Origin of the sequence: Novosphingobium terrae, assembly GCF_017163935.1 — a bacterium.
Classification (GTDB): Bacteria; Pseudomonadota; Alphaproteobacteria; order Sphingomonadales; family Sphingomonadaceae; genus Novosphingobium; species Novosphingobium terrae.
This window is the reverse complement of sequence record NZ_JABVZR010000001.1, coordinates 1157764-1180795: the sequence shown is the minus strand read 5'-3', so window position 1 is coordinate 1180795 and position 23032 is coordinate 1157764. Positions and strand designations below refer to the sequence as shown.

Below are 23032 nucleotides of genomic sequence, written 5' to 3'. Positions count from 1 at the left end.
GTCATTCCCTTCAAACACTCAGTGCTGGAGGGATTTAACGATCTCCTCCACCATCTTTTTGGCGTCTGCCAGCAGCATCATGGTCTGGTCCATATAAAACACATCATTATCAACACCTGAATAGCCCACCCCGCTCATCGAGCGCTTGATGAACATCACGGTCTTGGCCTTGTCCACGTCGAAGACGGGCATGCCATAGATCGGGCTGCTCTTGTCGGTCTTGGCGGCGGGGTTCACCACATCGTTGGCCCCGATGATGAAGGCCACATCGGCCTGAGCGAACTCGCCATTGATGTCCTCCAGTTCGAAGACCTCATCGTAAGGCACGTTCGCCTCGGCCAGCAGCACATTCATATGGCCGGGCATGCGGCCCGCCACGGGATGGATGGCATATTTGACGTTCACGCCCTCTTTCTTGAGCGTGTCGGCCATTTCGCGCAGCACATGCTGGGCCTGCGCCACCGCCATGCCATAGCCGGGGATGATGATGACATTCTCGGCTTCCTTGAGCAGGAAGGCCGCATCCTCGGCGCTGCCGCGCTTCCATGGGCGCTGTTCCTTGGCGGCGCCGCCTCCGGTTTCCGCCGCTGCGCCGAAGCCGCCCGCGATCACGCTGACAAAGCTGCGGTTCATCGCCTTGCACATGATGTAGGAGAGGATCGCGCCCGAGGAGCCGACCAGCGCCCCGGTGATGATCATCGCCGTGTTGTGCAGGGTGAAGCCCATGGCGGCAGCGGCCCAGCCGGAATAGCTGTTCAGCATCGAGACCACCACCGGCATATCCGCCCCGCCGATGGGGATGATCAGCAGGAAGCCGATGATGAAGCTGAGTGCGGTAATCAGCGCGATATCCACCATCGACTGCGACATAAAGAAGCCGAAGATGAAGAAGGCGATGGCCAGCAGCAGCACGATGTTGATGGCATGGCGCGCGGGCAGCATGATCGGCGCGCCGCTCATCTTGCCCGCCAGCTTGAGGAAAGCGATGACCGAGCCGCTGAAGGTGATCGCGCCAATGGCGATGCCCAGCGACATTTCGATCAGGCTTTGCGGGTGGATCTGCATGGGCAGCGCCGTGCCCTCCGGCCCGGTCTGCGCCAGAGCGGTGCTCACATCGTTCACGACCTCGACAATGCCGAAGGCCTGCGGATTAAGATAAGCCGCCCAGCCCACCAGCACCGCCGCCAGACCAACCAGCGAGTGGAAGGCAGCAACCAGTTGCGGCATGTCCGTCATGGCGATCTTGCGAGCTGTCACCCAGCCGATCCCGCCGCCAAGCGCGATGGCTGCGAGGATCAAGCCAAAGGCGCCCAAATCGGGCTTCGCCATCGCTTGGCAAAAGGTAAAGCTGTCTGGCCCTGATGCGGCAATATCGCATCCCGCCATAGTTATAGGGAAATGCGTGATCAGCGTGGTCACCACGGCAATCGTCATGCCGATCATGCCGTAACGGTTGCCCGCCCGGCTGGTGCTGGGCGAGGACAGACCCCGCAGCGCCAGAATGAACAGCACGCCCGCCACCAGATAGGCAAAGGCCACCCATGGATTGGGCGCAATGGCCTCGGTGGAAATCGTCAGGCTTTCAACGCCTTCGGAAAGAAGCTGCAAGACCATCACTTGCGCTCCTTCTTCTTATACATCGCCAGCATGCGGGCGGTCACGGCAAAGCCGCCGAAGATGTTGATGCTGGCCAGCACCACCGCCCCCAGCCCCAGCCATTTCGACACGCCAGCGCCAGTGCCAATCCCGCTGGCCGCCGCCGCGATCAGCGCGCCCACCACGATCACCGAGGAGATCGCATTGGTCACCGCCATCAGCGGCGTATGCAACGCAGGCGTCACCGACCACACCACGTAATAGCCCACAAAACAGGCCATCACGAAAATCGACAGGATCGAGATAAAATCCATCGCCCCCTCCCCTCAGTTCAGCCCAGCAGGCGGGGATGCACCACCGCTCCGCCTTGCGTGAGGCGGATCGCCCCGCCGATTTCCTCATCCAGCACCGGAGCGCCCTTCTCCTTGTCCCAGAAGGCCGAGAGGAAGTTGTAGAGATTGCGCGAAAACAGCGCCGAAGCATCCGCCGGCAGCCGCGAGGCCGTGTTCGACCAGCCCATGATCTTCACGCCATGCCGCTCGACAATCTGGTCCGCCACGGAGCCTTCCACATTGCCGCCCTGCGACACCGCGAGATCGAAGATCACGCTGCCCGGCTTCATGCTGGCGATCTGCGCGTCCGAAATCAGTCGGGGCGCCGCTCGCCCGGGGATCAGCGCGGTGGTGATGACGATATCCTGCTTGGCGATATGGCCGGAAACCAGTTCGGCCTGCGCCTTCTGGTATTCCTCGCTCATTTCGGTGGCATAGCCGCCGCTGCCCTCACCCTCGATCCCCGCGACGCTTTCCACGAAGATGGGTTTCGCGCCCAGCGACTGGATCTGCTCTTTCGTGGCCGAGCGCACATCGGTCGCCGAAACCTGAGCCCCCAGACGCCGCGCCGTGGCGATGGCTTGCAAGCCCGCCACGCCCACGCCCATCACAAAGGCCTTGGCCGCGCTGATCGTGCCCGCCGCGGTCATCATCATCGGGAAGGCCCGGCCATAGACCCCCGCCGCATCGACCACCGCCTTGTACCCGGCAAGGTTCGACTGGCTGGAAAGAATATCCATCGACTGCGCGCGCGTAATACGCGGCATGAACTCCATCGCCAAAGCCTCAAGCCCGGCGGCGGCATAGGCATCGATGCGCCCACGCTGCCCGAAAGGATCGAGCCCGGCCACAACCCAAGCCCCCGGCGCCACGCCGGTCAGATGCGCGGGATCAGCCCCCTGCACCCCCAGCACGATCTGCGCGCCCGCCAGCACACTGGCGGCATCGCCCACCCTTGCCCCGACAGCTTCATAATCGGCATCGGCAATCGAGGCACTCAGCCCCGCGCCCGCCTCCACCGCGACCTGCGCGCCCAGAGCGATGAATTTCTTCACCGTCTCGGGCGTGGCGGCCACACGCGTTTCCCCCTCCGCGCTCTCACGCGGAACGGCGATGATCAGCCCCTCTGCCACGATCAGCGCGTCAGCAGAAAGACGACGAAAGCCGCCAGAAGCAGAATGATCGGTGTGGAAACCGAGACCAGCCTGACGAAGCCGGCATAGGTCTGGCGCGCAGCGGTCACGTCCTGACCGCCATGGCTATGCGTTGAAGGATCATGGGCCTGTGTCATGAAGTCCTGTCCCGTCCGTTGTTTTGTCACGCGATCCTATCACCCCGCGCGCGCATCACAACCTTCAACTTTGGACTAATCTTGGGGCAGCAACTTATCTGCAACATCCGCCGCTTAAGCCGCTCTTTACATCTTTGACTGTAAACCCTGCCCATGGCTGCCCATCCTGGGCGGCGCCACGGGTTGCACGCAAGCATGTCTGAGACCGAACCCCGCCTGTTGATGCTGATCGACGATGAGCCGGCACAAAGCCGCCTGATCACCGCTCTGGCCGCGCGTGAGGGATGGCGAACCGTGGTGGTAAACGACGCCGAAACCGCCATCGCCATGCTCGGCACCCGCCAAGGCATGCAGCTGGGCGCCATCATCCTCGACCAATGGGTGCCCGGCGACGAAGCCTGCGGGTTGATCGCCGAATTGCGCAACCGCCGCCCCGCCTTGCCGATCCTGATGCTGACCACCAGCGCCTCGCCCCTGCTCGCCGTTGAAGCCATGCGCGCCGGGGCCACCGACTATCTGATCAAGCCCGTCGCGCCCGACCGCATGATGCAGGCTCTGCGCACCGCCACCACGCGTGAGGCCCCGCGTGACGAGCTTCAGCCGCTCACCGAAAAGATGCATGGCCCCGCCACCTTCGATGCAATGATCGGCGCCGCCCCCGCCTTTCGCACCGCTCTGGCGATTGCCGCGAAAGCCGCCCGCAACCACGGCCCTGTGCTGATCGAGGGCGAAAGCGGCACCGGCAAGGAAATGCTGGTGCGCGCGATCCACGCCGCCTCCATGCGCTCCAAGCTGCCGGTGCGGATCGTCAACGCCGGGACCACGGCGGGCAATGCCATCGAATCGATCCTCTTCGGCCATGAGAAAGGCGCCTTCCCCGGCGCCTTCGACCGGCAGGTCGGCGCCCTGCAGCAATGCGACGGCGCCACGCTGGTCATCGACGAGATCGACCGCCTGCCCCTAGGCGTGCAAGAGCGCCTCGCCGAAGCCCTCACCCGCAGCGACTGCCGCCCCATCGGCGCGCGCCACTCCTTCCGTGTCGACGTGCGCCTGATCGCCGCCAGCAACTTCCCGCTGAAGGAACTGGTGGCGCAAGGCGACTTCCTGCCCGACCTGCAGGCCCTGATCGGCGGCACCACGCTCTATCTGCCCTCTCTGCGTGAGCGCACCGGCGATATCCCCGCTCTTGCCCGCCATTTCCTCGCCCGCATCGGTGAGCAGCCCGGCCTGCGCAGCCTGGGCATCACGGAAGGCGCATTGTCGCTGCTTTCGGCCTATGACTGGCCGGGCAATGTGCGCCAGCTGCAGGCCGTCCTCTTCCGCGCCGCCGTCTTCTGCGACGGCGATGCCCTGACCGCCGACGATTTCCCCCAGCTTTCCAGCATGATCACCGCCGAGCCGGTTCACGCGAGCGGCATGGCCCACGAGAGCGCGGGCGTGATGCTGTTCACGGCAGACGGCAATCTGCGCCCGCTGGAAGATATCGAGGCGGACGTGATCCGTCTGGCCATCGGGCATTACCGTGGGCGGATGACGGAAGTTGCCCGTCGTCTGGGGATCGGGCGTTCGACGCTTTATCGCAAGCTGAGCGATCTGGGGATCGATAACGTCGCCTGATTCAAGGGGATTGAAGGGGATGAATGCGAGGGGGTTACCCCCTCGCGCTCCCATGAATGTCTACGTCGCGCCACGGGTTCAACCAAAGAGCAACGTCGCTGCGCCGCAGGCTTTCAAGTCGCGACGCAGATTGAAACGCGAGATTGCCTGCCTGCGGCGCCGAATTGTGCAGTTGGAGAGGCCGGACACACCGATCGGGAGCCACTGGGTTCTCGTCGGAAGACGATCCGGGGGTGCAGGGGGCGTAACGCCCCCTGCTTCTAAACCTTCTTCACTCCACGATCTGCGAAAAATCCGTCAGAGCCGCATCCCGCATCCCGCGCCACACATGCATCGCCTGCACAGTTTCTGGCACATCATGGACGCGGATGATCTGCACCCCTGCTTCCATCATCTTCAGAGCCAAAGCCACGCTGCCGCCCAGGCGCTTATGCGCCGGAGCCTCCGCAGACAGCGCCCCGATCATCCGCTTGCGGCTGGCGCCCACCAACAGCGGGCAGCCCAGCGCGTGATACAGCGGCAGAGCGTTCATCAGCGCGAGGTTTTCCGCCAGCGTCTTGCCGAAACCGATACCCGGATCGAGCAGGATCTTCTCCGCCGGGATGCCCGCCGCCATGGCCCTGTCGCGATGCTCGCGCAGCCAGTCAAAGACGTCCAGAACCACATCGGCATAGGCACCATTGCTGTGCAGATCGGCATCATCGCCGGGGGCGTGCATCAGGCAGACGGGCGCGCCGCTGCGGGCCACGAAAGGCAAAGCGCGCGGATCATGACGCAGGGCGGAAACGTCGTTCACGATCTGCGCACCGGCCTTCAGCCCGGCCTCCATCACCACCAGACGGCGCGTGTCGAGGCTGATCGCCGCGCCCATCGCCGCCAGATGCTCGACAGCGGGGACGATGCGCTTCAGTTCATCGCCCTCCCACACGGCGGGGGCGTTGGGGCGCGTGCTTTCGCCGCCCACGTCGATGATCGCGGCGCCCGCTTCCAGCATGGCGGCGGCATGGGCCTGCGCTACTTCCGGCTTGTCGAGGAACTGGCCCGCATCGGAAAAGCTGTCGGGCGTCATGTTGAGGATGCCCATGATCTGCGGGCTGTCCATGCGGATCACGCGCTGGCCGCCGTCTTTCAGGGGCAGCGTCAGCGGCTGGCGCGGGCTGCACAGGGCATCCCATTGCGCCGCGCCATCCGCGCGCACTTCGGCAGGCAGACCTGCCAGCGCGCCGGCCACATCGCTGACCACATCGCGCGCGATCACCCGTGCGCCATCTCTCACGATCACAGCAAAGCGGCTGGCCCAGGCCATACCGCCCGCCAGCCGCACCGCTCCGCCTTCCGCCTGCGGGCTTTCAGCCAGCGCGGCGGGGCGGATATAGACCTGCAAGCTCACGGCTCGGTGGAGAGCAGGTAAAGCTGGCGGATGGCGTCGAGGGGCTTGCTCTGCCCTTCATGTTCGATGTTCCAGAAGGTCCAGCCGTTGCAGCTGGGCGCACCCTGCAGCTTGGCGCCAACGCCGTGGATCGAGCCCGTCACATCGCCCGAGGCCAGCGAGCCATCGGCGCGCACCGTGGCGACCATCGCGCCCTTCTTGGCCGAAAGCTGAGTGCCCGGCTTGATCCAACCGGTTTCGATCAGCGTGCCGAAGGCGACCTTGGGCGCGGCCTTGGGGCTCTGCATGGTGGTCAGCGCGGCTTCATCGAGCGGCAGCGCCATCTCGATACGCTCCAGCGCGGCCTCGCGGTAATCGCCCTCGCGCTCGCAGCCGATCCATTCACGGCCAAGGCGCTTGGCCACCGCTCCGGTGGTGCCGGTGCCGAAGAAGGGATCGAGCACCACATCACCCTTGTTGGTGGTGGCCAGCATCACGCGATAGAGCAGGCTTTCCGGCTTCTGCGTCGGGTGGACTTTCGATCCGCCCTTCTTCAACCGCTCGCCGCCCGAGCAGATCGGCAGCACCCAGTCGCTGCGCATCTGAAGCTCGTCGTTCAGTGTCTTCATGGTGCGGTAGTTGAAGGTGTAGCGGCTCTTTTCGCCCATGCTCGCCCAGATCAGCGTCTCATGCGCGTTGGTGAAGCGCGTGCCCTTGAAGTTGGGCATGGGGTTGGCCTTGCGCCACACGATGTCGTTCAAGATCCAGAAGCCCAGATCCTGCAAAATCGCGCCGACGCGGAAGATGTTGTGATAGCTGCCGATCACCCACAGCGAGCCGGTGGGCTTCAGAACGCGACGCGCCTCGGTCAGCCAGTCGCGGGTGAATTTGTCATAGGTCGCAAAGCTGTCGAACTTGTCCCACTCGTCGGTCACGGCATCGACATGGCTGCCATCCGGGCGCGAGAGATCGCCGCCCAGCTGCAGATTGTACGGCGGATCGGCGAAGACCATATCGACGCTGGCGGTGGGCAGGCTGCGCATCGCCTCGATGCAGTCGCCCGGGATGATCGTGGAGAGCGGCAGCGCCTCACGCGGCACCTGAGGCACAGGCAGCTTGCGGGCACGGGTCGAGACCTTGCGGGCGGGACGGGTGCGAACGAGCGGAGCTTCCGCGACGCGCTCTTTCACCAGAAGCTGAACCATGTGTGTTTTTGCCTGAAATCCGTGGAAAAGATGTCCCTAACTGAGTCATCCAGAGTCCCACGTCAAGCACGACTCGCGGGAATCCGACGAGTCGCAGAGTCGAGTCAGGCGGAACGGAAAGAGTCCGAATCAACAAGTTGAGTCCGCGATTCCGACGAGACTCAACATCTTGTGGTCACCCACAGCCGCCCGACACTAAAATTTTTCTGAAAACTTGCGCCTAGATCAGGCAAAGTTGCGCCACCGGAGCAAAACTGCGCCGATGATGCGCCGTCACGCCATGCTCGCGCATGCCCGCCAGATGCTCCGCCGTGCCGTAGCCCGCATTGCGCGCCCAGCCGTAATGCGGATGCGCCTCATGCAGGGCGCGCATCACACGGTCGCGATGCTCCTTGGCGATGATGCTGGCCGCACTGATGCAGGGCTCGATGGCATCACCGCCGACGATGGCGCGGGCCGGCCAGCACCACTGCGCCACGCGGCCCTCGGGCGTCTTGTTGCCATCGATCAGCACGATCGAGATCGGGCCATCCAGACGCGACACCAGATTGGCCACGGCCTTGGTCATCGCCAGCATGGTGGCGCCGAAGATGTTCAGGCGGTCGATCTCCTCCACATCGCACACGCCGGTGGCCCAATGGGACTGCTCGATGATCTGCGCCTCCAGCAGAGCCCGTCGCTTGGCGCTGAGCTTCTTGGAATCCGCCAGCCCCTCGATGGGCATGGGCAGCGCCACTGCGCCTGCAACCACGGGGCCTGCCAAGGGGCCGCGCCCCGCTTCGTCTACGCCGATGATCCACATAGGCGGGGGATGTGGAGGGGTTTGCAGAAGAAGGAAAGAGACAATGCGAGGGGGTTACCCCCTCGCGCTCCCATAAATGTCTACGTCGCGCCATGGGTTCGGCCACAGAGCAACGTCGCCGCGCCGCAGGCAGGAAACAGCTGCCTGCGGCGCCTTAGGCTGCGCAGGTGGAGAGTTGGGGCGCAACATTTCGGCACCCCTGCCCTATCGCCGGAAGATGTCATGGGAGCGCGAGGGTGTAACACCCTCGCTTTTCCCTTCCTTCCTCACCTTTCCAAAAATCAATTGCACGCACCCCACCCCTGCCCTATCCGCGCGCGGCCATGGCATCGAACTCCACCCTAATCCCGCTTGATGCGGTTGACCCCGCGCTGGTTGAAACCCTTCTGGACTCCGCTTTCGAGCCGGGCCGACACAAGCGCACGGCCTATAAGGTGCGAGAGGGCATGGACTGGCTTCCCGCCCTGTCTTTCGCCGCGATGGATGAGGATGAGCATCTGGTCGGCACGATCCAGTGCTGGCCGGTGGCCCTGACCGACCCCGAGGGTCGCCGCCATCCGCTGGTGATGGTCGGCCCGGTGGCGGTGCTGCCCGCGCATCAGGGCGAGGGTTACGGCAAGGCGCTGATGACAGCGGCCTTGGGCGCGCTGTCTCCCGAGGCGCCGCTGCCTCAGGTGATGATCGGTGACCCGGATTATTACGGGCGTTTCTGGGGCTTTACCAATGCCCAGACCGGCGGCTGGGATCTGCCCGGGCCTTTTGAGCGCCATCGCCTGCTGGCGCGCGCCAACAATCCGGCAGTGCTGCCGGTGGTGGGCATGCTGGGGCCTTGGCTCTAAGGCAACAGGCCTCTGGTCAAGCCGTCATGACATGGCCATATGGGCCACGCATGACCGAGACTGCTTCCCTTCACGAGAGACTGTCGGCGCTTTACCGCGCCGGCATGGCCCGCGCCGTTTCCGGCCTGTGGAGCGATCCGCGCATCGAGGATGATGTGCCGCTCAAGCCTGCCGCCGTGCTGATCGCTGTGAGCGAGGCCGGTGAGCCCGAAATCCTGCTCACCCATCGCCCCACCACCATGCGCGCGCATCCCGGGCAGATCGCCCTGCCCGGTGGCCGCTGCGAGGAGGGCGAGGATGCCATCGCCGCCGCGCTACGCGAGGCGGAGGAAGAGGTTGGGCTGTTACCTGAGGATGTGCGGGTGATCGGGGAACTCGATGTGATCCGCACGGCCTCTGGCTATGAGATCACGCCGGTGCTGGCCACGATCCCGACCGGCCTGACCTTCACCCCCAACCCCGCCGAGGTGGCCGACTGGTTCGCCGCGCCTGCTGCCTATGTGCTTGATCCGGCGCGGCATGGCTCGCGTGAGGTCGAGTGGAAGGGCCGCAAGCATCGCGTGATCGAGATCGACTGGCAGGGCCGCCGCATCTGGGGCGTGACCGGCGCGATCCTCGCCAATCTGACGCTGCGCATCGACTGGGCCCAGCTGTGAGCGCTCTGCTGCCCAAGGCGCCATGGACAGCGCGCGAGGATCTGGCCGCGCTGGTGCGCGCGCTCGGGGCTGACAACATCCGCTGGGTGGGCGGCGCGGTGCGCGACACGCTGCTGGGCGCGGATGTGAAAGACATCGACGCCGCCACCCCGCTGCCCCCCGAGGATGTGGTCGAAGCCTGCAAGCAGGCTGGCCTGAAAACCGTACCCACCGGCATCGAGCATGGCACGGTAACGGTGGTTCTGGCTGGCGGCCCGGTGGAGGTCACCACTTTGCGCCATGACGTTTCCACCGACGGGCGCCGGGCGACAGTGGCTTTCGCGCAGGACTGGCGCGAGGATGCGGCGCGGCGCGATTTCACCATCAACGCGCTCTATGCCGATCCCGAAACGCTGGAAATCTTCGACTATTTCGGCGGTCTGGCCGATCTGGAAGCGCGCAAGGTCCGCTTTATCGGCGAGGCGCATCAGCGCATCCGCGAGGACCATCTGCGCATCCTGCGCTACTTCCGCTTCCGCGCCCGCTTCGGTGCCGGGGAACCCGATGCCGAGGCCGAACAGGCCTGCGCCGATCTGGCCGCGACGCTCAAAGGCCTTTCGCGCGAACGCATCGGCATGGAGACGATGAACCTCCTCGCCCTGCCCGATCCCGCGCCGACCATGGCACGGATGCAGGCGCTGGGCGTGCTGGCCGAAATCCTGCCCGAGGCCGATGTGCAGGCGCTGGCCGCTCTGGTGGCGCAGGAGCAGGCGCAAGGCATCGCCCCCGTCGCCATCCGCCATCTGGCCGCGCTGATCCCCGCTGATCCAACGTTGGCCGGGCAGATCGCCGGTCGCTTCCGCCTGTCCGGCGTGCAGAAAAAGCGCCTGATGAGCGCCGCAAGCCGCCCCGGTGATACCGCCCCGCCGCAAGCTCTGGCCTACCGCCTTGGCGTGCCCGAAGCCATCGACGCCCTGTTACTGGCCGGTCGCGATGCCAAAAGCATTGAGAACTTCACGCCCCCCATCTTCCCGCTGAAAGGCGGCCAGATCGTGGCGCGCGGCGTGGCTGCCGGCCCGCAAGTCGCCCGCGTGCTGCATAACGTCCAGACCGCATGGGTCGATGAAGGCTTCCCCGACGCCACCCGCATCGAGGCCCTGCTGGAGGCCGAACTGGCCAGCCTGAAATGAAGTCCCTGCCCGATGACAGCCTTGCCGGAGACGCCAGCGCCACGCTGAAAGAGGCGCTGATCGACCTCTGGCACCAGATCGTCAGCGCCGTCATGGCCGAGCCACTTGCACAGCTCGCGCTGATCGGCATCGTGCTGGTGGTGCTGGGCGGCTGGGTCCGCCGAGGCCTGCCCATGGCGGGCGGCCTCCTTCGCCTGCTCGGCAACCTCGCCGTTATGGCCACCATCGCCATGGCCGTGCTGCGCTTCGCCCATATCAGCACCGGCATGGAAGGCCCCGGCCTGACGGAACAGCCCAAACAGACTGTCTCCGGCGGCGAAACCCGCGTGCCGTTAGCACCAGACGGCCACTTCTGGCTCTCCGCCCGCGTCAACGGCGTGCCCATGCGCTTCCTCATCGACACCGGCGCCACCATCACCACCCTCTCCCCCGACAGCGCCGAAAAAGCCCAGATCACCCCCAGCCCCTTCGGCCAAAAAGTGATGATGCAAACCGCCAATGGCTCCACACAGGCCGATGTCGCCTCGGTGGAGGAACTGCGCGTGGGCAGCGTCATCGCCCGCAATCTGGACGTGGTGGTGGCCCCCGGCATGGGCGGCACGAATGTTTTGGGGATGAACTTTATGTCGCGGCTGGCGCGGTGGCAGGTGAAGGACAATGTGATGGTGCTGGTGCCGCATCATCCTGTCGGGGGTAAGGACGAAGAAAAGTAAGATGCGAGGGTGTTACACCCTCGCGCTCCCTTTAATGTCTAAGTCGCGCCACGGTTTCAGCCAAAGAGCTAAGGTCGCTGCGCCGCAGGCTTGAAAACGCCCCCACCGCCTATCGATCAAAAGATGCCTGCCTGCGGCGCTTTGCCCAGCGCAGGTGGAGAGCCGGGGCGCACTGCTTTGGCGCCACTCCCATTTCGTCGGAAGACGTCATGGGAGCGCGAGGGGGTAACCCCCTCGCATTTATCCTTCTAAACCTTCTTAAAAACCCAACCTTAAAACTTGTTATCCCGAGGAAATCCCTGAGGCGGCATCCGTCCCCCGGCCCCGCGGGCAACCTTCCACAGGCGCATATCCTTCTCGGTCCGCATGCGCCCGCTATCGCCGCCCATGCGCCAGGTCAGGCCGTCTTCCAGCTTCAGGGTCGTGATGTCTGACAGACCGCCGTCGCGGTAACGCTGGAGGGTCACACCCTGCCCCTTGGCCATCAGCGGCATTTCGGTGAGGCTGAAGAGCACCAGCTTGCGATTGTCGCCGATCACCGCAACATGGTCGTGGTCTTCGGGGATTTCGCGCACGACCGCCAGCTTCACATCGGCCTTGGTGGTCATCACGGCGCGGCCCTTGCGGGTTTCGGCCAGCAATTCCTCGGCCTCGGCGGCGAAGCCTCTGCCGCTGGTGCCCGCCAGCAGGATCTGCGATTTCGGGCGGAAGGGGAAGATGGCGATGATATGCGTGTCGCCGTCGATATCCAGCATCGAACGCAACGGCTCGCCGAAGCCGCGCGCGCCGGGCAGCTTGTCGGCGCCCAGCGTGTAGAAGCGGCCGTTGTCGCAGGCGATCAGCAACTTGTCGGTGGTCTGGGCGTGGAAGGCGAAGGCCGGGCCGTCGCCTTCCTTGAACTTGAACTCGCGGTCGAGCGGCTCGTGGCCCTTGGCGCCGCGGATCCAGCCGCGGGCCGAGAGGATCACCGTAACCGGCTCCTTCTCGATCATGGCGTCCATGCTGAATTCGCGGGTGGGCGCTGCCTCGGCGATGGTGGTGCGGCGGCGGCCGAGCAGCGTGGTTTCCGCGTAATCCTTGCGCAGCGTGGTGAGATCGCGCTTGAGGCGCGTGCGCTGGCGGGCCGGGCTTTCCAGCAGCTTTTGCAGCTCGTCCTGCTCTTTGAGCAGATCGTCACGCTCGCCGCGCAGCTCCATTTCCTCAAGCTTGCGCAAGCTGCGCAGGCGCATGTTGAGGATGGCTTCCACCTGCCGGTCGGTGAGGTTGAACTCGGCCATCATCAGCGGCTTGGGCTCATCCTCGGTGCGGATGATCTCGATCACGCGGTCGAGGTTCAGATAGGCAACGATATAGCCTTCGACCAGCTCCAGCCGGGCCGCGATCTTGTCGAGGCGGTGCTGGCTCCGGCGCTGCAGGATGTCGATCTGGGCGACGATCCATTGCAGCAGCAGCGGGCGCAGGCCGAGCACGCCGGGCGTGCGCTGGGCGTCCAGCACGTTGAGGTTCAGGCTGAAACGGCTCTCCAGCTCGGTCAGCTTGTAGACGCTTTCCTTGAGCAGATCGGGCTCGATGTTGCGGGTCTTGGGGACCAGCACGATGCGGATCTGGGTGTCGCTTTCGTCGCGCACATCTTCGAGGATGGGCAGCTTCTTGTCGGCGATCAGCGCGGCGAGCTGCTCGATCAGCTTGCCCTTCTGCACCATGTAGGGGATTTCGGAGATGACCAGCTGCCACTGGCCGCTGCCCAGCTTCTCAATGCCGGTCTCTTCCCAATTGCCCTCTTCATCGCGCCCGGTGGAGAAACGGGCGCGCACGCGGATCGCGCCTTTGCCCGTCTCATAGGCGTGGGAAATCGCCGCCGGGCTGTCCACCACGATGCCGCCGGTGGGGAAATCCGGGCCGTGGAACACCTCCATCAGCGCGGCGTGTTCGGTGTGCGGGTCCTCGATCAGCAGCATGGTGGCGTCGATGATCTCGGCCACATTATGGCTGGGGATGCTGGTCGCCATGCCCACCGCGATGCCGGTGGCGCCATTGGCCAGCAGATTGGGGAAGAGGCCGGGGAAGATTTCCGGCTCCTCATCCTCGCCATTGTAAGTGGGGTGGTAGTTGACCGTGCCCTCTTCAAGGCCTGCCATCAGCTGGATCGCGGTCTTGGTCAGGCGGGCTTCGGTGTAGCGGTAGGCGGCGGCGTTATCGCCGTCGATGTTGCCGAAATTGCCCTGCCCCTCGACCAGCGGATAGCGCAGCGCGAAATCCTGAGCGAGACGGACCATCGCGTCATACACGCTGGCGTCGCCATGCGGGTGATACTTGCCGATCACGTCACCCACCACGCGGGCGGATTTCTTGAAGGCCTGCGACGGGTCCAGCTTCAACTGACGCATCGCCCAAAGCAGGCGGCGGTGGACCGGCTTCAGCCCGTCACGCAGATCGGGCAGCGAGCGCGCCGTGATCGTGGAGAGCGCATAGACCAGATAGCGCTCCGACAGGGCGCTGTCGAAAGGCGCATCCACGATGGCGTCGAAAGGATCGGGCTCGTTCAGGTCAATGTCGCTCATCGCCTGTGGCTGTAGCAGGCCGGGGCCTGCCCCGCCAAGTGTTTAGCGGCGCTGCATATCCCGGCTTTCCCCCGGAATTCGCACCAGCAGGCCATCGAGGTCCTCGGTCAGGCGGATCTGGCAGGAAAGGCGGCTGGTGGCGGTGACGGCAGCGGCCAGATCGAGCATATCTTCCTCGTCGGCGCTGGCGGGCGGCAATTTGGCGAACCAATCCGGTGCCACCACCACATGGCAGGTGGAGCAGGCCATCTGCCCCTCGCAGGTGCCTTCCAGCGGCATACCCGCGCCCTGAGCCACTTCGAGCAGGCTGATGCCCGCCGAGCCCTGCGCCTTGATGCGACCGCCATCGGTGGTCAGAAATTCAACCTGTACAAACTTGTCAGCCACGCCGCGAAAGCTCCCCGATTCACGCGCCCTGCGCTTGGGCAGCAGCGTCGATTCGTTGCAAGGCCTCGGCAAACTCTCCGGGGTCCGTATAGCGCCCGAAACCAATGCGGATAGAATTTTTTGCTTGGGGCGCCGTTAGACCTATGGCCGCCAGCACATGGCTGGGCCGCCCCGAGCCGCTGGCGCAGGCCGATCCGGCGGAAAAGGCGATATCGCGCAGATCGCTCATCAGCCGGGCCACATCGAGGCCATCAAGCCGCAGATTGAGGTTGCCATGCCAGCGGCTGTGTTCATCGCCGTTGAGCGTCCAGCGGTGGAGGATGGCGCGCGCAGTTTTCCACAGGCTGTCCACATGTTGTCCATCGCTTTCCCACGAGGTTTGGCACAGCGCCGCCGCAGCCCCGAACCCTGCGCAAAGCGCCGGGCTGAGCGTGCCGGAGCGCAAGCCGCCCTCCTGTCCGCCACCGTGAAGCAGCGGGGTGAGATCCAGCCCATCGCGGACCCACAATGCGCCGATCCCTTTGGGGCCATAGATCTTATGCGCCGAAACCGCGATCATATCGGCCTGGAGCGGTGGCGGCATTTTCCCCGCACCCTGCACGCCATCGACCAGCATCAGCGCGCCCATGGCATGCGCCCTTGCGGCAAGAGCATCGACGGGCTGCACCGTGCCGATCTCATTGTTGACCTGCATCACCGCGAGCAGGCCGAGGGTCTCGGGCAGAGCCACATCTTGCGCCACCAGCCCATTCGCGCCGACGGGCAGCACATGGCCTCCGCCCAGCGCGGCGACTGTGTCCAGCACGGCGCTGTGTTCGATGGCGGAATGGGCGATGCTACGCCCGTTCAGCGCCACGCCCTTGATGGCCAGATTGATCGCCTCGGTCGCGCCGCTGGTGAAGATCACCTTGCCGCCCGGCGGGAACAGACCCGCCACCTGATCGCGCGCCACTGCCACCGCAGCAGCAGCACCTCGACCGGGGCGATGGGGGCTATGCGGATTGGCGAAACCAGTCGTTTCCGGGCCGCCCAGCCAGTGGAGCATGACCTCTCGCGCCTGCGGGGCCAGCGGCGTGGTGGCCTGATAGTCGAGGTAGATCATCCCGCCACCTGCGCCCAGGCTTGCGCGAACTGGTCGATCTCCGCCTCGGTGGTTTCGCGGCCGATGCTGACGCGGATCACCTCGCTGGTGTGAGGGTACTGCATGGCCGTCAGCACATGGCTGGCCCGCAGCGAGCCCGAGGAACAGGCCGAGCCCGCCGAAATCGCCATGCCAAGCCCGTCAAAACGGATCAGCTGCGCGGCGGCGGCTTTGCCCTTCATGCGATAGGCGCCGATGGTGGCGATGCGCGGGGCGTCCTGCGCCACCACTTCACCGCCCGCAGCGATGATGGCGGCTTCCAGACGGGTGCGCAGGCGGGCAGCTTCCTCCATCCAATCCGCCCCGGCCTCCAAGGCCGCAGCCATGGCCAGAGCGCCGGGCAGATTTTCCGTGCCGGGGCGATAGCCGCGCTCCTGCCCGCCGCTCGGCTGGATCTGCCCCCAGTCGCGCAGCAGCAGCGCGCCGATCCCCACAGGGCCGCCGAATTTATGCGCGCTCAACACAGCCAGATCGGCAGCGGGCAGAGCGATCTTCCCCGCCCCCTGAGCGCAATCGGCCAACAGCAAACCGCCTACGCCATGCACGGTTTGGGCAATCTCATCCAACGGCTGGATCACCCCTGTTTCATTGTTCACCTGCTGCACGCAGACCAGCCCCGGCAGCGCGCAATCCCCCGGCGCCACAAGGCCAAAAGCATCCACCGCCAGCTTCGTCGCATCGCCCGCATGGCGCAGCGCCGCCTCATGCTCCACCGGAGAGATCGCCACCAAAGGCTGTACACAGCGCTGCATCGCAATCGCCAGAGCCTCGCTCGCACCGCTGGTGAAGATCACCTCGCCCTGCCAGCCCAGCGCCGCCCTCACCCGCTCGCGCGCATCCTCCAGCGCCGCCCTTGCCGCGCGCCCGGCCCGATGCGGGCTCGACGGATTGGCCCAATGCGCAAACCCCTCATCCATGGCCGCGCGCGCCACCGGCAACAAAGGCGTCGTGGCCGCATGATCGAGATAAAGATGTGTAGCCATGAACCTGCTTTACGAGAAAGGCGCGAAAAGATTGCTTTTGGAACCTTGCTTCCTATATAGCCCATCGCTTCCATTCACAGTCCCCCTTGGCCCGCGCGCCGCATTTTTCGCAGCGCCGACAAGAGAGGACTGCCCCTTCGCAGGATGAACCGATGCCCGCAGTGATCTTTCCCGGCCCCGAAGGCCGCCTCGAAGGCCGTTTCCAGCCCGGCACCCGCCCGCGCGCGCCCGTCGCCATGATCCTCCACCCGCACCCGCAGGCCGGGGGCACCATGAACGACCGCGTGACGCAGGCCCTCTACAAGACCTTCGTGGCCCGCGGCTTTGCCACCCTGCGCTTCAACTTCCGCGGCGTCGGCCGCTCGCAGGGCAGCTTCGACAATGGCATCGGCGAGCTTTCGGATGCCGCAGCGGCGCTCGACTGGGTGCAGTCGATCCATCCCGAGGCTTCGACCACCTGGATCGCGGGCTATTCCTTCGGTGCGCTGATCGGCATGCAGCTGCTGATGCGCCGCCCGGAAATCCGTGGGTTCATCAGCGTAGCCCCGCCCGCCAACATGTATGACTTCAGCTTCCTGGCGCCTTGCCCGGCCAGCGGCATCATCGTGCAGGGCACCGCCGATACGGTGGTGACCCCCGGCGCCGTGCAGAAGCTGGTCGACAAGCTGCGCACCCAGAAGCACATCACCATCCATCACGATGAAGTGCCCCGCGCCAACCACTTCTTCGAGAACGAACTCGACGATATGATGCGGGCGGTGGACAATTATCTCGACATGCGTCTGTCGCCGGATTGTCCGATCCGGTAAGGGTTAAAAGGGAAGATGCGAGGGTGTTACACCCTCGCGCTCCCATTTTTTGTCAGCGTTGCACATCGGGTTCAGCCTTAGAGCAACGCCGCCGCGCCGCAGGCTTTAAACGATAGAAAGGCGCCGAGGCATAACTGCCTGCGGCGCCTTTCTGTTGCGCAGGTGGAGAGGTTGGGCACGAAGGTAGGCCTCCCCTGCCCCATCGTCGGAAGACGTCATGGGAGCGCGAGGGGGTAACCCCCTCGCATTTTCTCCCTTAAAACCTTACTCTTTAGCGGCCCCGCCACCAAAGAACCCCGAAGCCGCGCCCAGCAGGCCACCAAGCCCGCCCTGACCGCCCTCGCCCTGCTGACCGCCGAAAGCGCCCAGCACGCTCTGCAGCATCTGCGGATTGTCCGAGAGGTGCTGAGCAATCTGCCCCAGCGCGCCTTCGCCGCCGAGGTGATCCGCAATGCCGCTCAGCACTTCGGGATCGATCCCGGTGTTGGCGGCGGCGGTGTCCACGGTATCGCCGGGCTCCTGATGGGCCTGGCCCAGTGCGGCGATGGCGGTCTGCGCGGTGGCGGGGTCGATGCCGAATTTCTGGGCGATGCTGCCCACATCCACATTCGAACCCAACTGGCCCAGCAGCGAATCAAACAGGCTCATGGCAAGCTCCTAGAGACGCGCCTTGTGGCGCTTCAACAGCAGCGTCTCAAAGCCCGGTTGCAGAAGCAAGGCACTTAACAAAAGAAAACACCGGCCCTCCATGCGCGGCGGAAGACCGGTGTTTCCGTGGGGAGCGCTTGATCCGCTCCCTCTCTCCCAAGGCTGGGATCAGGCGGGCACGGCGCCGACTGCCGGGGCGGCGGCACGCACGTTCTCGTCCACATGCTCCTCGAACTGGGCGAAGTTGTCGACAAAGAGCTGCACCAGCGCGTGGGCGGTCTTGTCATACTCGCCCGCGTCGGCCCAGGCGCCGCGCGGATCGAGCAGCTTGCTGTCCACGCCGGGCACGGCCAGCGGCAATTCGAAGCCGAAGTTGGGGTCCTTCACGAAGGTGGCATCGTTCAGGCTGCCGTCCAGCGCGGCGTTCAGCAGCGCGCGGGTGGCCTTGATCGGCATGCGCTTGATGCCTTCCTGCGTGGCCTTGCCGCCCGACCAGCCAGTGTTGACCAGCCAGCATTTCACCCCGCCCTTGGCGATGCGCTCTTTCAGCAGATTGCCATAGACCGAGGGGTGGCGCGGCATGAAGGGCGCACCAAAGCAGGTGGAGAAGGTCGCCTCGGGCTCGGTCACGCCGATTTCGGTGCCGGCCACACGGGCGGTGTAGCCTGAGAGGAAGTGATACATGGCCTGTTCGGGCGTCAGCCGCGCGATGGGCGGCATCACGCCAAAGGCATCGGCGGTGAGGAAAATGACGTTCTGCGGCACGGGGCCGAGGTTCTTTTCCGAGGTGTTCGGGATGAAATCGATCGGATAGGAACCGCGGCTGTTCTCGGCCAGACTGTTGTCGTCGAAATCCAGCTCGCGGGTTTCGGGATCGATCACCACATTTTCCAGCACCGTGCCGAAGCGCTTGGTGGTGGCGTAGATTTCCGGCTCAGCCTCGGGCGAGATGCGGATCATCTTGGCGTAGCAGCCGCCCTCGAAGTTGAAGACCGCCTCGTCCGACCAGCCATGCTCATCGTCGCCGATCAGCGTGCGGCTGGCGTCGGCCGAGAGCGTGGTCTTGCCGGTGCCGGACAGGCCGAAGAACACCGCCGTATCGCCATCGGGCCCGATGTTGGCCGAGCAATGCATCGGCATGATGCCATCGGCGGGCAGCAGATAGTTGAGCAGGCCGAAGACCGACTTCTTCATCTCGCCGGCATAGGCCGTACCGCCGATCAGGATCAGCTTCTCAGTGAAGTTGACCGCGATGATGGTTTCGCTGTTGCTGCCGTGGCGGGCCGGGTCGGCCTTGAAGCTGGGCAGGTCGATGATGGTGTATTCGGGCACGAAACTGGTCAGTTCCTGCTCTGTGGGGCGAACCAGAAGGGTGCGGATGAAGAGGTTGTGCCACGCGAACTCATTGATCACGCGCACATTGATGCGGTGCTCCTGCTGGCTGCCGCCGAACAGGTCCGCCACATAGAGCGTTTCCTTGTCCCCGACGGCCTTGAGGAAATCCTCCTTCAGCGCCGCGAAATGCTCGGGCGTCATGCCCCGGTTCACGCTGCCCCACCACACGGTGCTTTCCGTCGTCGCGTCGCGAACGATAAACTTGTCCTTCGGGCTGCGGCCGGTGTGCTTGCCGGTGGCGACCACAAAGGGGCCGTCCTTGGCCAGCAGGCCCTCACCGTTGCGCACGGCATGTTCGACCAGCGGGGCGGTGCCCAGATTGGCGAAGATCTGCCCCTTGGCGGCGATGCCCTGTTGGTCAAGCGAATAGGAAAGCGGTGCGGTGGTGGCTGCGGTGGTCAAGTGCTTCTCCATCAAAAAGCGCTGCTTCCCCGGGGGCAGGACAAGCGAGTCGCCAAGTCTCCACATACGAATGCGTAACCGGATCGGCGAAGAATTCAACCGGAATGGCAGGCCTGTCCGACTCTGAAACATCCATTTCGCACGGCAGTCGCCCAAGCGCCCGATTTCTGCGACGCAAGCCCCTGATCGACAGGCGTGATGGACAGCGCCCCCCCCTCTGGCTAGATTGCCGCGGATGACCGCCACCCCGATCGATCCCCCGGAGGATACTGCTGCCAACTCCGCAGCCGCAGGCCAGACCCCAAGCGCCGCAGGCCAGACAATCGCGCTGGTCGATGATGACCGCAACATTCTGGCCAGCGTTTCGATCGGGCTACAGGCCGAGGGTTTCGCCACCCGCGTCTATGCCGACGGCACCAGCGCCTTGAAGGCTCTGCTGGATAATCCACCCGATCTGGCGGTGGTGGATATCAAGATGCCGCGCATGGACGGGCTGGAGCTGCTGCAGCGCCTGCGCGAAACCAGCGCCCTGCCTGTCATCTTCCTTACCAGCAAGGATGAGGAGCCCGATGAGGCGCTGGGCCTCGCCATGGGCGCCGACGATTACATCACCAAGCCCTTCAGCCAGCGCCTGCTGGTGGCGCGCATCCGCGCCATCCTGCGCCGTCTGGATGCGCGCCGCGCCGCCCCCGCCCCCAGCGGAGAGCCCGCGCCCGACATCATCCATCGCGGTCGCCTCGCCATGGACCCGGCGCGCCATGAGGTGACATGGAACGAGGTCCCCGTCTCGCTGACCGTCACCGAATTCCTGATTTTGGAAGCACTTGCGAGCCGCCCCGGCGTGATCCGCAGCCGCAACCAGCTGATGGACGCGGCCTACAGCGACGACATCTATGTCGACGATCGCACCATCGATTCGCACATCAAGCGCCTGCGCCGTAAATTCCGTCAGGCCGACCCGACCTTCAGCGCGATCGAGACGCTGTATGGCGCGGGTTATTCCTTTGCCGAAAGCTGATCGGCATCATGGTCAGTAGGACCGCTCAGGAGCGCAAGCGCTGGGCCAGCGTGATCGCGCCACTGTCCTCGCGGATGAAGATTCGCGGCGTTTCGCTGACGGCGCGCATTCTGGCGGTCAATGTGATCGTGCTGGCACTGATGGCCTTCAGCCTGCTGTTCCTCGATACCTACCGCAACCAGATGCTGGGAGATCGTTTCAAACGCGCCCGGGTCGAGGCCGAGATCGCCGCCTCTGTGTTGGCCGAAACCCCGGCAGCCTCGCGCGCGAAACTGCTGGCCACCATCGGCACGCGCCAGCAGATGCGCCTGCGCCTCTATGCGCCCGACGGCCATCTGGCGCAGGACAGTTTCGCGCTCGCGCCGCCCTCCTTCACCGTGGCCGACCCGCAGACCCAGCCCTGGACGATGAAGGCCGCCCGCACGCTGGACCGCATGATGGATGCGGCGCTGTTTGCCCCGCCCGTGCCGCGCTATGCCGAGCCCCCCCCGCCCGCGCATCCGCGCGACGCCGCCAGCCTCTGGCCCGAGGTGATCGAGGCACGCACCCATACTGTCTCGACCGTGCGCGAACGCTATGCGCCGGACCGCACGCCGATCATCAATGCCGCCACGCCAGTGGGCATCCGCGGCTCGGTGCTGCTGACGACGCGCCCGGCGCCCGATGTGACGCAAGCCGTGCGCGATGCCCGCCAGACTTTGGCCATCGTGGTGCTGGCCGCGCTGCTGACCACCGTGTTCCTTTCGCTGTTTCTGGCGCGAACCATCGTTCAGCCGCTTCGCGTGCTGATGCGCGCGGCGGTGCGCGTGCGGTTGGGCCGCGACCGCACGGTGATCGTCCCCCGCCTGCCCGAGCGTGGCGACGAGATCGGCCTGCTGGCCCGCGCCATCGCCGATATGACAGAGGCCCTGCGCCAGCGCATCGACGGCGTGGAGGCCTTCGCCGCCGATGTCGCCCATGAAATCAAGAACCCGCTGGCCAGTCTGCGCAGCGCTCTGGATACGCTGGACAAGGTGGGCGATGGCGATCTGCGACGCCAGCTTCACGCCATCGCCGCGCACGATGTGCAGCGCATCGACCGGCTGGTGACCGAAATCGCCTATGCCAGCCGGATCGACGCCGAACTGTCGCGCACCACCTTCGAGCTGGTCGATCTGCTGGCGCTGGCCGTGGCACTGGTCGGCGCGCGCGAGCGGCGCGGGGTCAACCGCGATTGCCGCGTGCAGGTGCTTCACGAAGGCAGCGCCCCGCCGGTGGTGGAGGGCGATGCCGCGCGGCTGGAGCGTGTGTTCGAAAATCTGATCGACAATGCGGTGTCTTTCTCGCCCCCCGGCGGCATGATCACCATCACTTTGGCCAATCACGGGCTGTATGTCTCCTGCGAGGTGACGGACGAAGGCCCGGGCATCCCGCCCTCGGCGCGCGAACGCGTGTTCGAACGGTTCCACTCGCTGCGCCCGGCAGGCGAGGATTTCGGCAGCCATTCCGGGCTGGGTCTGGCCATCGCGCGCACCATCATCGTGGCGCATGACGGGCAATTGCATGCCCGCGATCCGCTGGAGGGGCCTCCATCAAACGGGCGCGGCGCCCGTCTGGTGTTCGAGCTGCCCTCCTGGCATCCGGCGCAGGCCGCTTCATGAGTTTACTCCGACAATTGACCTGCGTAGCCATCAAGGGCCGCGCCGTGCTGATCGACGGCGCCAGCGGCAGCGGCAAATCCAGCCTGGCGCTCGCCCTGATCGACCGGGGCGCTGACCTTGTGGGCGATGATGGCGTTTCGTTGCGGGTGGAAGGCGGCGCGCTGTTGGCCTCCCCCGCCCCGGCCACGCGCGGCCTGATCGAGGTGCGCAACCTCGGGCTGCTCCCCATGGCGGCGGTGCAGGATGTGCCCGTGGCGCTGCTGATCCGCCTGACGCGCAATGCCCCGCGCTATATCGAACAGGCCCCGCGCGAGGCGATTCTGGGCGTCGATCTGCCGCTGGTGGAGCTTTATCCCGACACACCAGGTTTAGCGCTAAGAGCCTCGATGGCGCTTGGTGTTTATGGCTTGCCTGCCCCTCCCCTGTCCTAAGGGTCAAATCAAGCGCTTACCCCTTTCC

The 23032-nt window shown here is 65.2% G+C and carries 22 protein-coding genes; 9 read left to right on the top strand and 13 right to left on the bottom strand.

Going from position 1 to position 23032, the window contains the following annotated elements:
* Positions 1-18: 18 nt before the first annotated feature.
* From HGK27_RS05595 to HGK27_RS05580, 4 genes are read right to left on the bottom strand one after another with little or no spacing between them, the layout of a single operon-like run.
* Positions 19-1614 (bottom strand): NAD(P)(+) transhydrogenase (Re/Si-specific) subunit beta, encoded by a 1596-nt coding sequence (locus HGK27_RS05595; RefSeq protein WP_206239422.1) that lies wholly within the window; start codon positions 1612-1614, stop codon positions 19-21.
* Positions 1614-1910: a proton-translocating transhydrogenase family protein gene (locus HGK27_RS05590; RefSeq protein WP_206239420.1), complete on the bottom strand. Its 297-nt coding sequence runs from the start codon at positions 1908-1910 to the stop codon at positions 1614-1616. The genes HGK27_RS05595 and HGK27_RS05590 overlap by 1 nt, the downstream gene beginning before the upstream one ends.
* 17 nt (positions 1911-1927) lie before the next feature.
* Positions 1928-3049 (bottom strand): NAD(P) transhydrogenase subunit alpha, encoded by a 1122-nt coding sequence (locus tag HGK27_RS05585; RefSeq protein ID WP_206242846.1) that lies wholly within the window; start codon positions 3047-3049, stop codon positions 1928-1930.
* 14 nt (positions 3050-3063) lie between these two features.
* Positions 3064-3219: an aa3-type cytochrome c oxidase subunit IV gene (locus HGK27_RS05580; protein WP_206239418.1), complete on the bottom strand. Its 156-nt coding sequence runs from the start codon at positions 3217-3219 to the stop codon at positions 3064-3066.
* 195 nt (positions 3220-3414) lie between these two features.
* On the opposite strand from HGK27_RS05580, the gene HGK27_RS05575 reads away from it, so the two are divergent.
* Positions 3415-4836, top strand: coding sequence for a sigma-54-dependent transcriptional regulator (locus HGK27_RS05575; RefSeq protein WP_206239416.1), 1422 nt, complete (start codon positions 3415-3417; stop codon positions 4834-4836).
* A gap of 271 nt (positions 4837-5107) precedes the next feature.
* Here the strand turns inward: HGK27_RS05575 and folP are convergent, their stop codons facing one another.
* The 3 genes from folP to HGK27_RS05560 all read right to left on the bottom strand — a co-directional run bounded on the left by folP (position 5108) and on the right by HGK27_RS05560 (position 8212).
* Positions 5108-6226, bottom strand: coding sequence for a dihydropteroate synthase (folP, locus tag HGK27_RS05570; protein ID WP_206239414.1), 1119 nt, complete (start codon positions 6224-6226; stop codon positions 5108-5110).
* Positions 6223-7410, bottom strand: coding sequence for a site-specific DNA-methyltransferase (locus tag HGK27_RS05565; RefSeq protein WP_206239412.1), 1188 nt, complete (start codon positions 7408-7410; stop codon positions 6223-6225). Before HGK27_RS05565 ends, folP begins: the two co-directional genes overlap by 4 nt.
* 220 nt (positions 7411-7630) lie before the next feature.
* A complete protein-coding gene (locus HGK27_RS05560) occupies positions 7631-8212 on the bottom strand; it encodes a ribonuclease HII (protein WP_206239409.1) in 582 nt (193 codons plus the stop codon).
* 323 nt (positions 8213-8535) lie between these two features.
* On the opposite strand from HGK27_RS05560, the gene HGK27_RS05555 reads away from it, so the two are divergent.
* From HGK27_RS05555 to HGK27_RS05540, 4 genes are read left to right on the top strand one after another with little or no spacing between them, the layout of a single operon-like run.
* Positions 8536-9051, top strand: coding sequence for a GNAT family N-acetyltransferase (locus HGK27_RS05555; protein WP_206239407.1), 516 nt, complete (start codon positions 8536-8538; stop codon positions 9049-9051).
* A gap of 50 nt (positions 9052-9101) precedes the next feature.
* On the top strand, positions 9102-9707 hold the full coding sequence (locus tag HGK27_RS05550; protein ID WP_206239405.1) for a CoA pyrophosphatase: 606 nt from the start codon (positions 9102-9104) through the stop codon (positions 9705-9707).
* On the top strand, positions 9704-10876 hold the full coding sequence (locus tag HGK27_RS05545; RefSeq protein ID WP_206239403.1) for a CCA tRNA nucleotidyltransferase: 1173 nt from the start codon (positions 9704-9706) through the stop codon (positions 10874-10876). The genes HGK27_RS05550 and HGK27_RS05545 overlap by 4 nt, the downstream gene beginning before the upstream one ends.
* Positions 10873-11589, top strand: coding sequence for a retropepsin-like aspartic protease family protein (locus HGK27_RS05540; protein WP_241126857.1), 717 nt, complete (start codon positions 10873-10875; stop codon positions 11587-11589). Before HGK27_RS05545 ends, HGK27_RS05540 begins: the two co-directional genes overlap by 4 nt.
* Before the next feature lie 272 nt (positions 11590-11861).
* Here the strand turns inward: HGK27_RS05540 and parC are convergent, their stop codons facing one another.
* From parC to HGK27_RS05520, 4 genes are read right to left on the bottom strand one after another with little or no spacing between them, the layout of a single operon-like run.
* Positions 11862-14150: a DNA topoisomerase IV subunit A gene (gene parC / locus HGK27_RS05535; protein ID WP_206239401.1), complete on the bottom strand. Its 2289-nt coding sequence runs from the start codon at positions 14148-14150 to the stop codon at positions 11862-11864.
* 42 nt (positions 14151-14192) lie between these two features.
* Complete coding sequence (locus tag HGK27_RS05530) at positions 14193-14537, bottom strand: 2Fe-2S iron-sulfur cluster-binding protein (protein ID WP_241126856.1); 345 nt, start codon at positions 14535-14537, stop codon at positions 14193-14195.
* 19 nt (positions 14538-14556) lie between these two features.
* Positions 14557-15639: a cysteine desulfurase family protein gene (locus tag HGK27_RS05525; RefSeq protein ID WP_206239399.1), complete on the bottom strand. Its 1083-nt coding sequence runs from the start codon at positions 15637-15639 to the stop codon at positions 14557-14559.
* On the bottom strand, positions 15636-16661 hold the full coding sequence (locus tag HGK27_RS05520; RefSeq protein WP_206239397.1) for a cysteine desulfurase family protein: 1026 nt from the start codon (positions 16659-16661) through the stop codon (positions 15636-15638). Before HGK27_RS05520 ends, HGK27_RS05525 begins: the two co-directional genes overlap by 4 nt.
* 152 nt (positions 16662-16813) lie before the next feature.
* On the opposite strand from HGK27_RS05520, the gene HGK27_RS05515 reads away from it, so the two are divergent.
* Positions 16814-17470, top strand: a complete 657-nt coding sequence (locus HGK27_RS05515) for an alpha/beta hydrolase (RefSeq protein ID WP_068080223.1) — start codon at positions 16814-16816, stop codon at positions 17468-17470.
* 264 nt (positions 17471-17734) lie between these two features.
* Here HGK27_RS05515 and HGK27_RS05510 read toward each other — a convergent pair whose 3' ends face one another.
* Positions 17735-18118 (bottom strand): hypothetical protein, encoded by a 384-nt coding sequence (locus HGK27_RS05510; protein ID WP_206239396.1) that lies wholly within the window; start codon positions 18116-18118, stop codon positions 17735-17737.
* A 168-nt stretch (positions 18119-18286) separates the two neighbouring features.
* Positions 18287-19915, bottom strand: a complete 1629-nt coding sequence (locus HGK27_RS05505) for a phosphoenolpyruvate carboxykinase (protein ID WP_274617152.1) — start codon at positions 19913-19915, stop codon at positions 18287-18289.
* Positions 19916-20150: 235 nt separating this feature from the next.
* Between HGK27_RS05505 and HGK27_RS05500 the strand changes: the two genes are divergently transcribed.
* The 3 genes from HGK27_RS05500 to HGK27_RS05490 all read left to right on the top strand — a co-directional run bounded on the left by HGK27_RS05500 (position 20151) and on the right by HGK27_RS05490 (position 23004).
* On the top strand, positions 20151-20933 hold the full coding sequence (locus HGK27_RS05500) for a response regulator transcription factor (RefSeq protein WP_206239391.1): 783 nt from the start codon (positions 20151-20153) through the stop codon (positions 20931-20933).
* A 74-nt stretch (positions 20934-21007) separates the two neighbouring features.
* The gene (locus HGK27_RS05495; protein WP_206242840.1) at positions 21008-22573 is read left to right on the top strand and encodes an ATP-binding protein; all 1566 of its coding nucleotides are present in this window, start codon (positions 21008-21010) and stop codon (positions 22571-22573) included.
* Positions 22570-23004: an HPr kinase/phosphorylase gene (locus HGK27_RS05490; protein WP_206239389.1), complete on the top strand. Its 435-nt coding sequence runs from the start codon at positions 22570-22572 to the stop codon at positions 23002-23004. Before HGK27_RS05495 ends, HGK27_RS05490 begins: the two co-directional genes overlap by 4 nt.
* Positions 23005-23032: the final 28 nt, after the last annotated feature.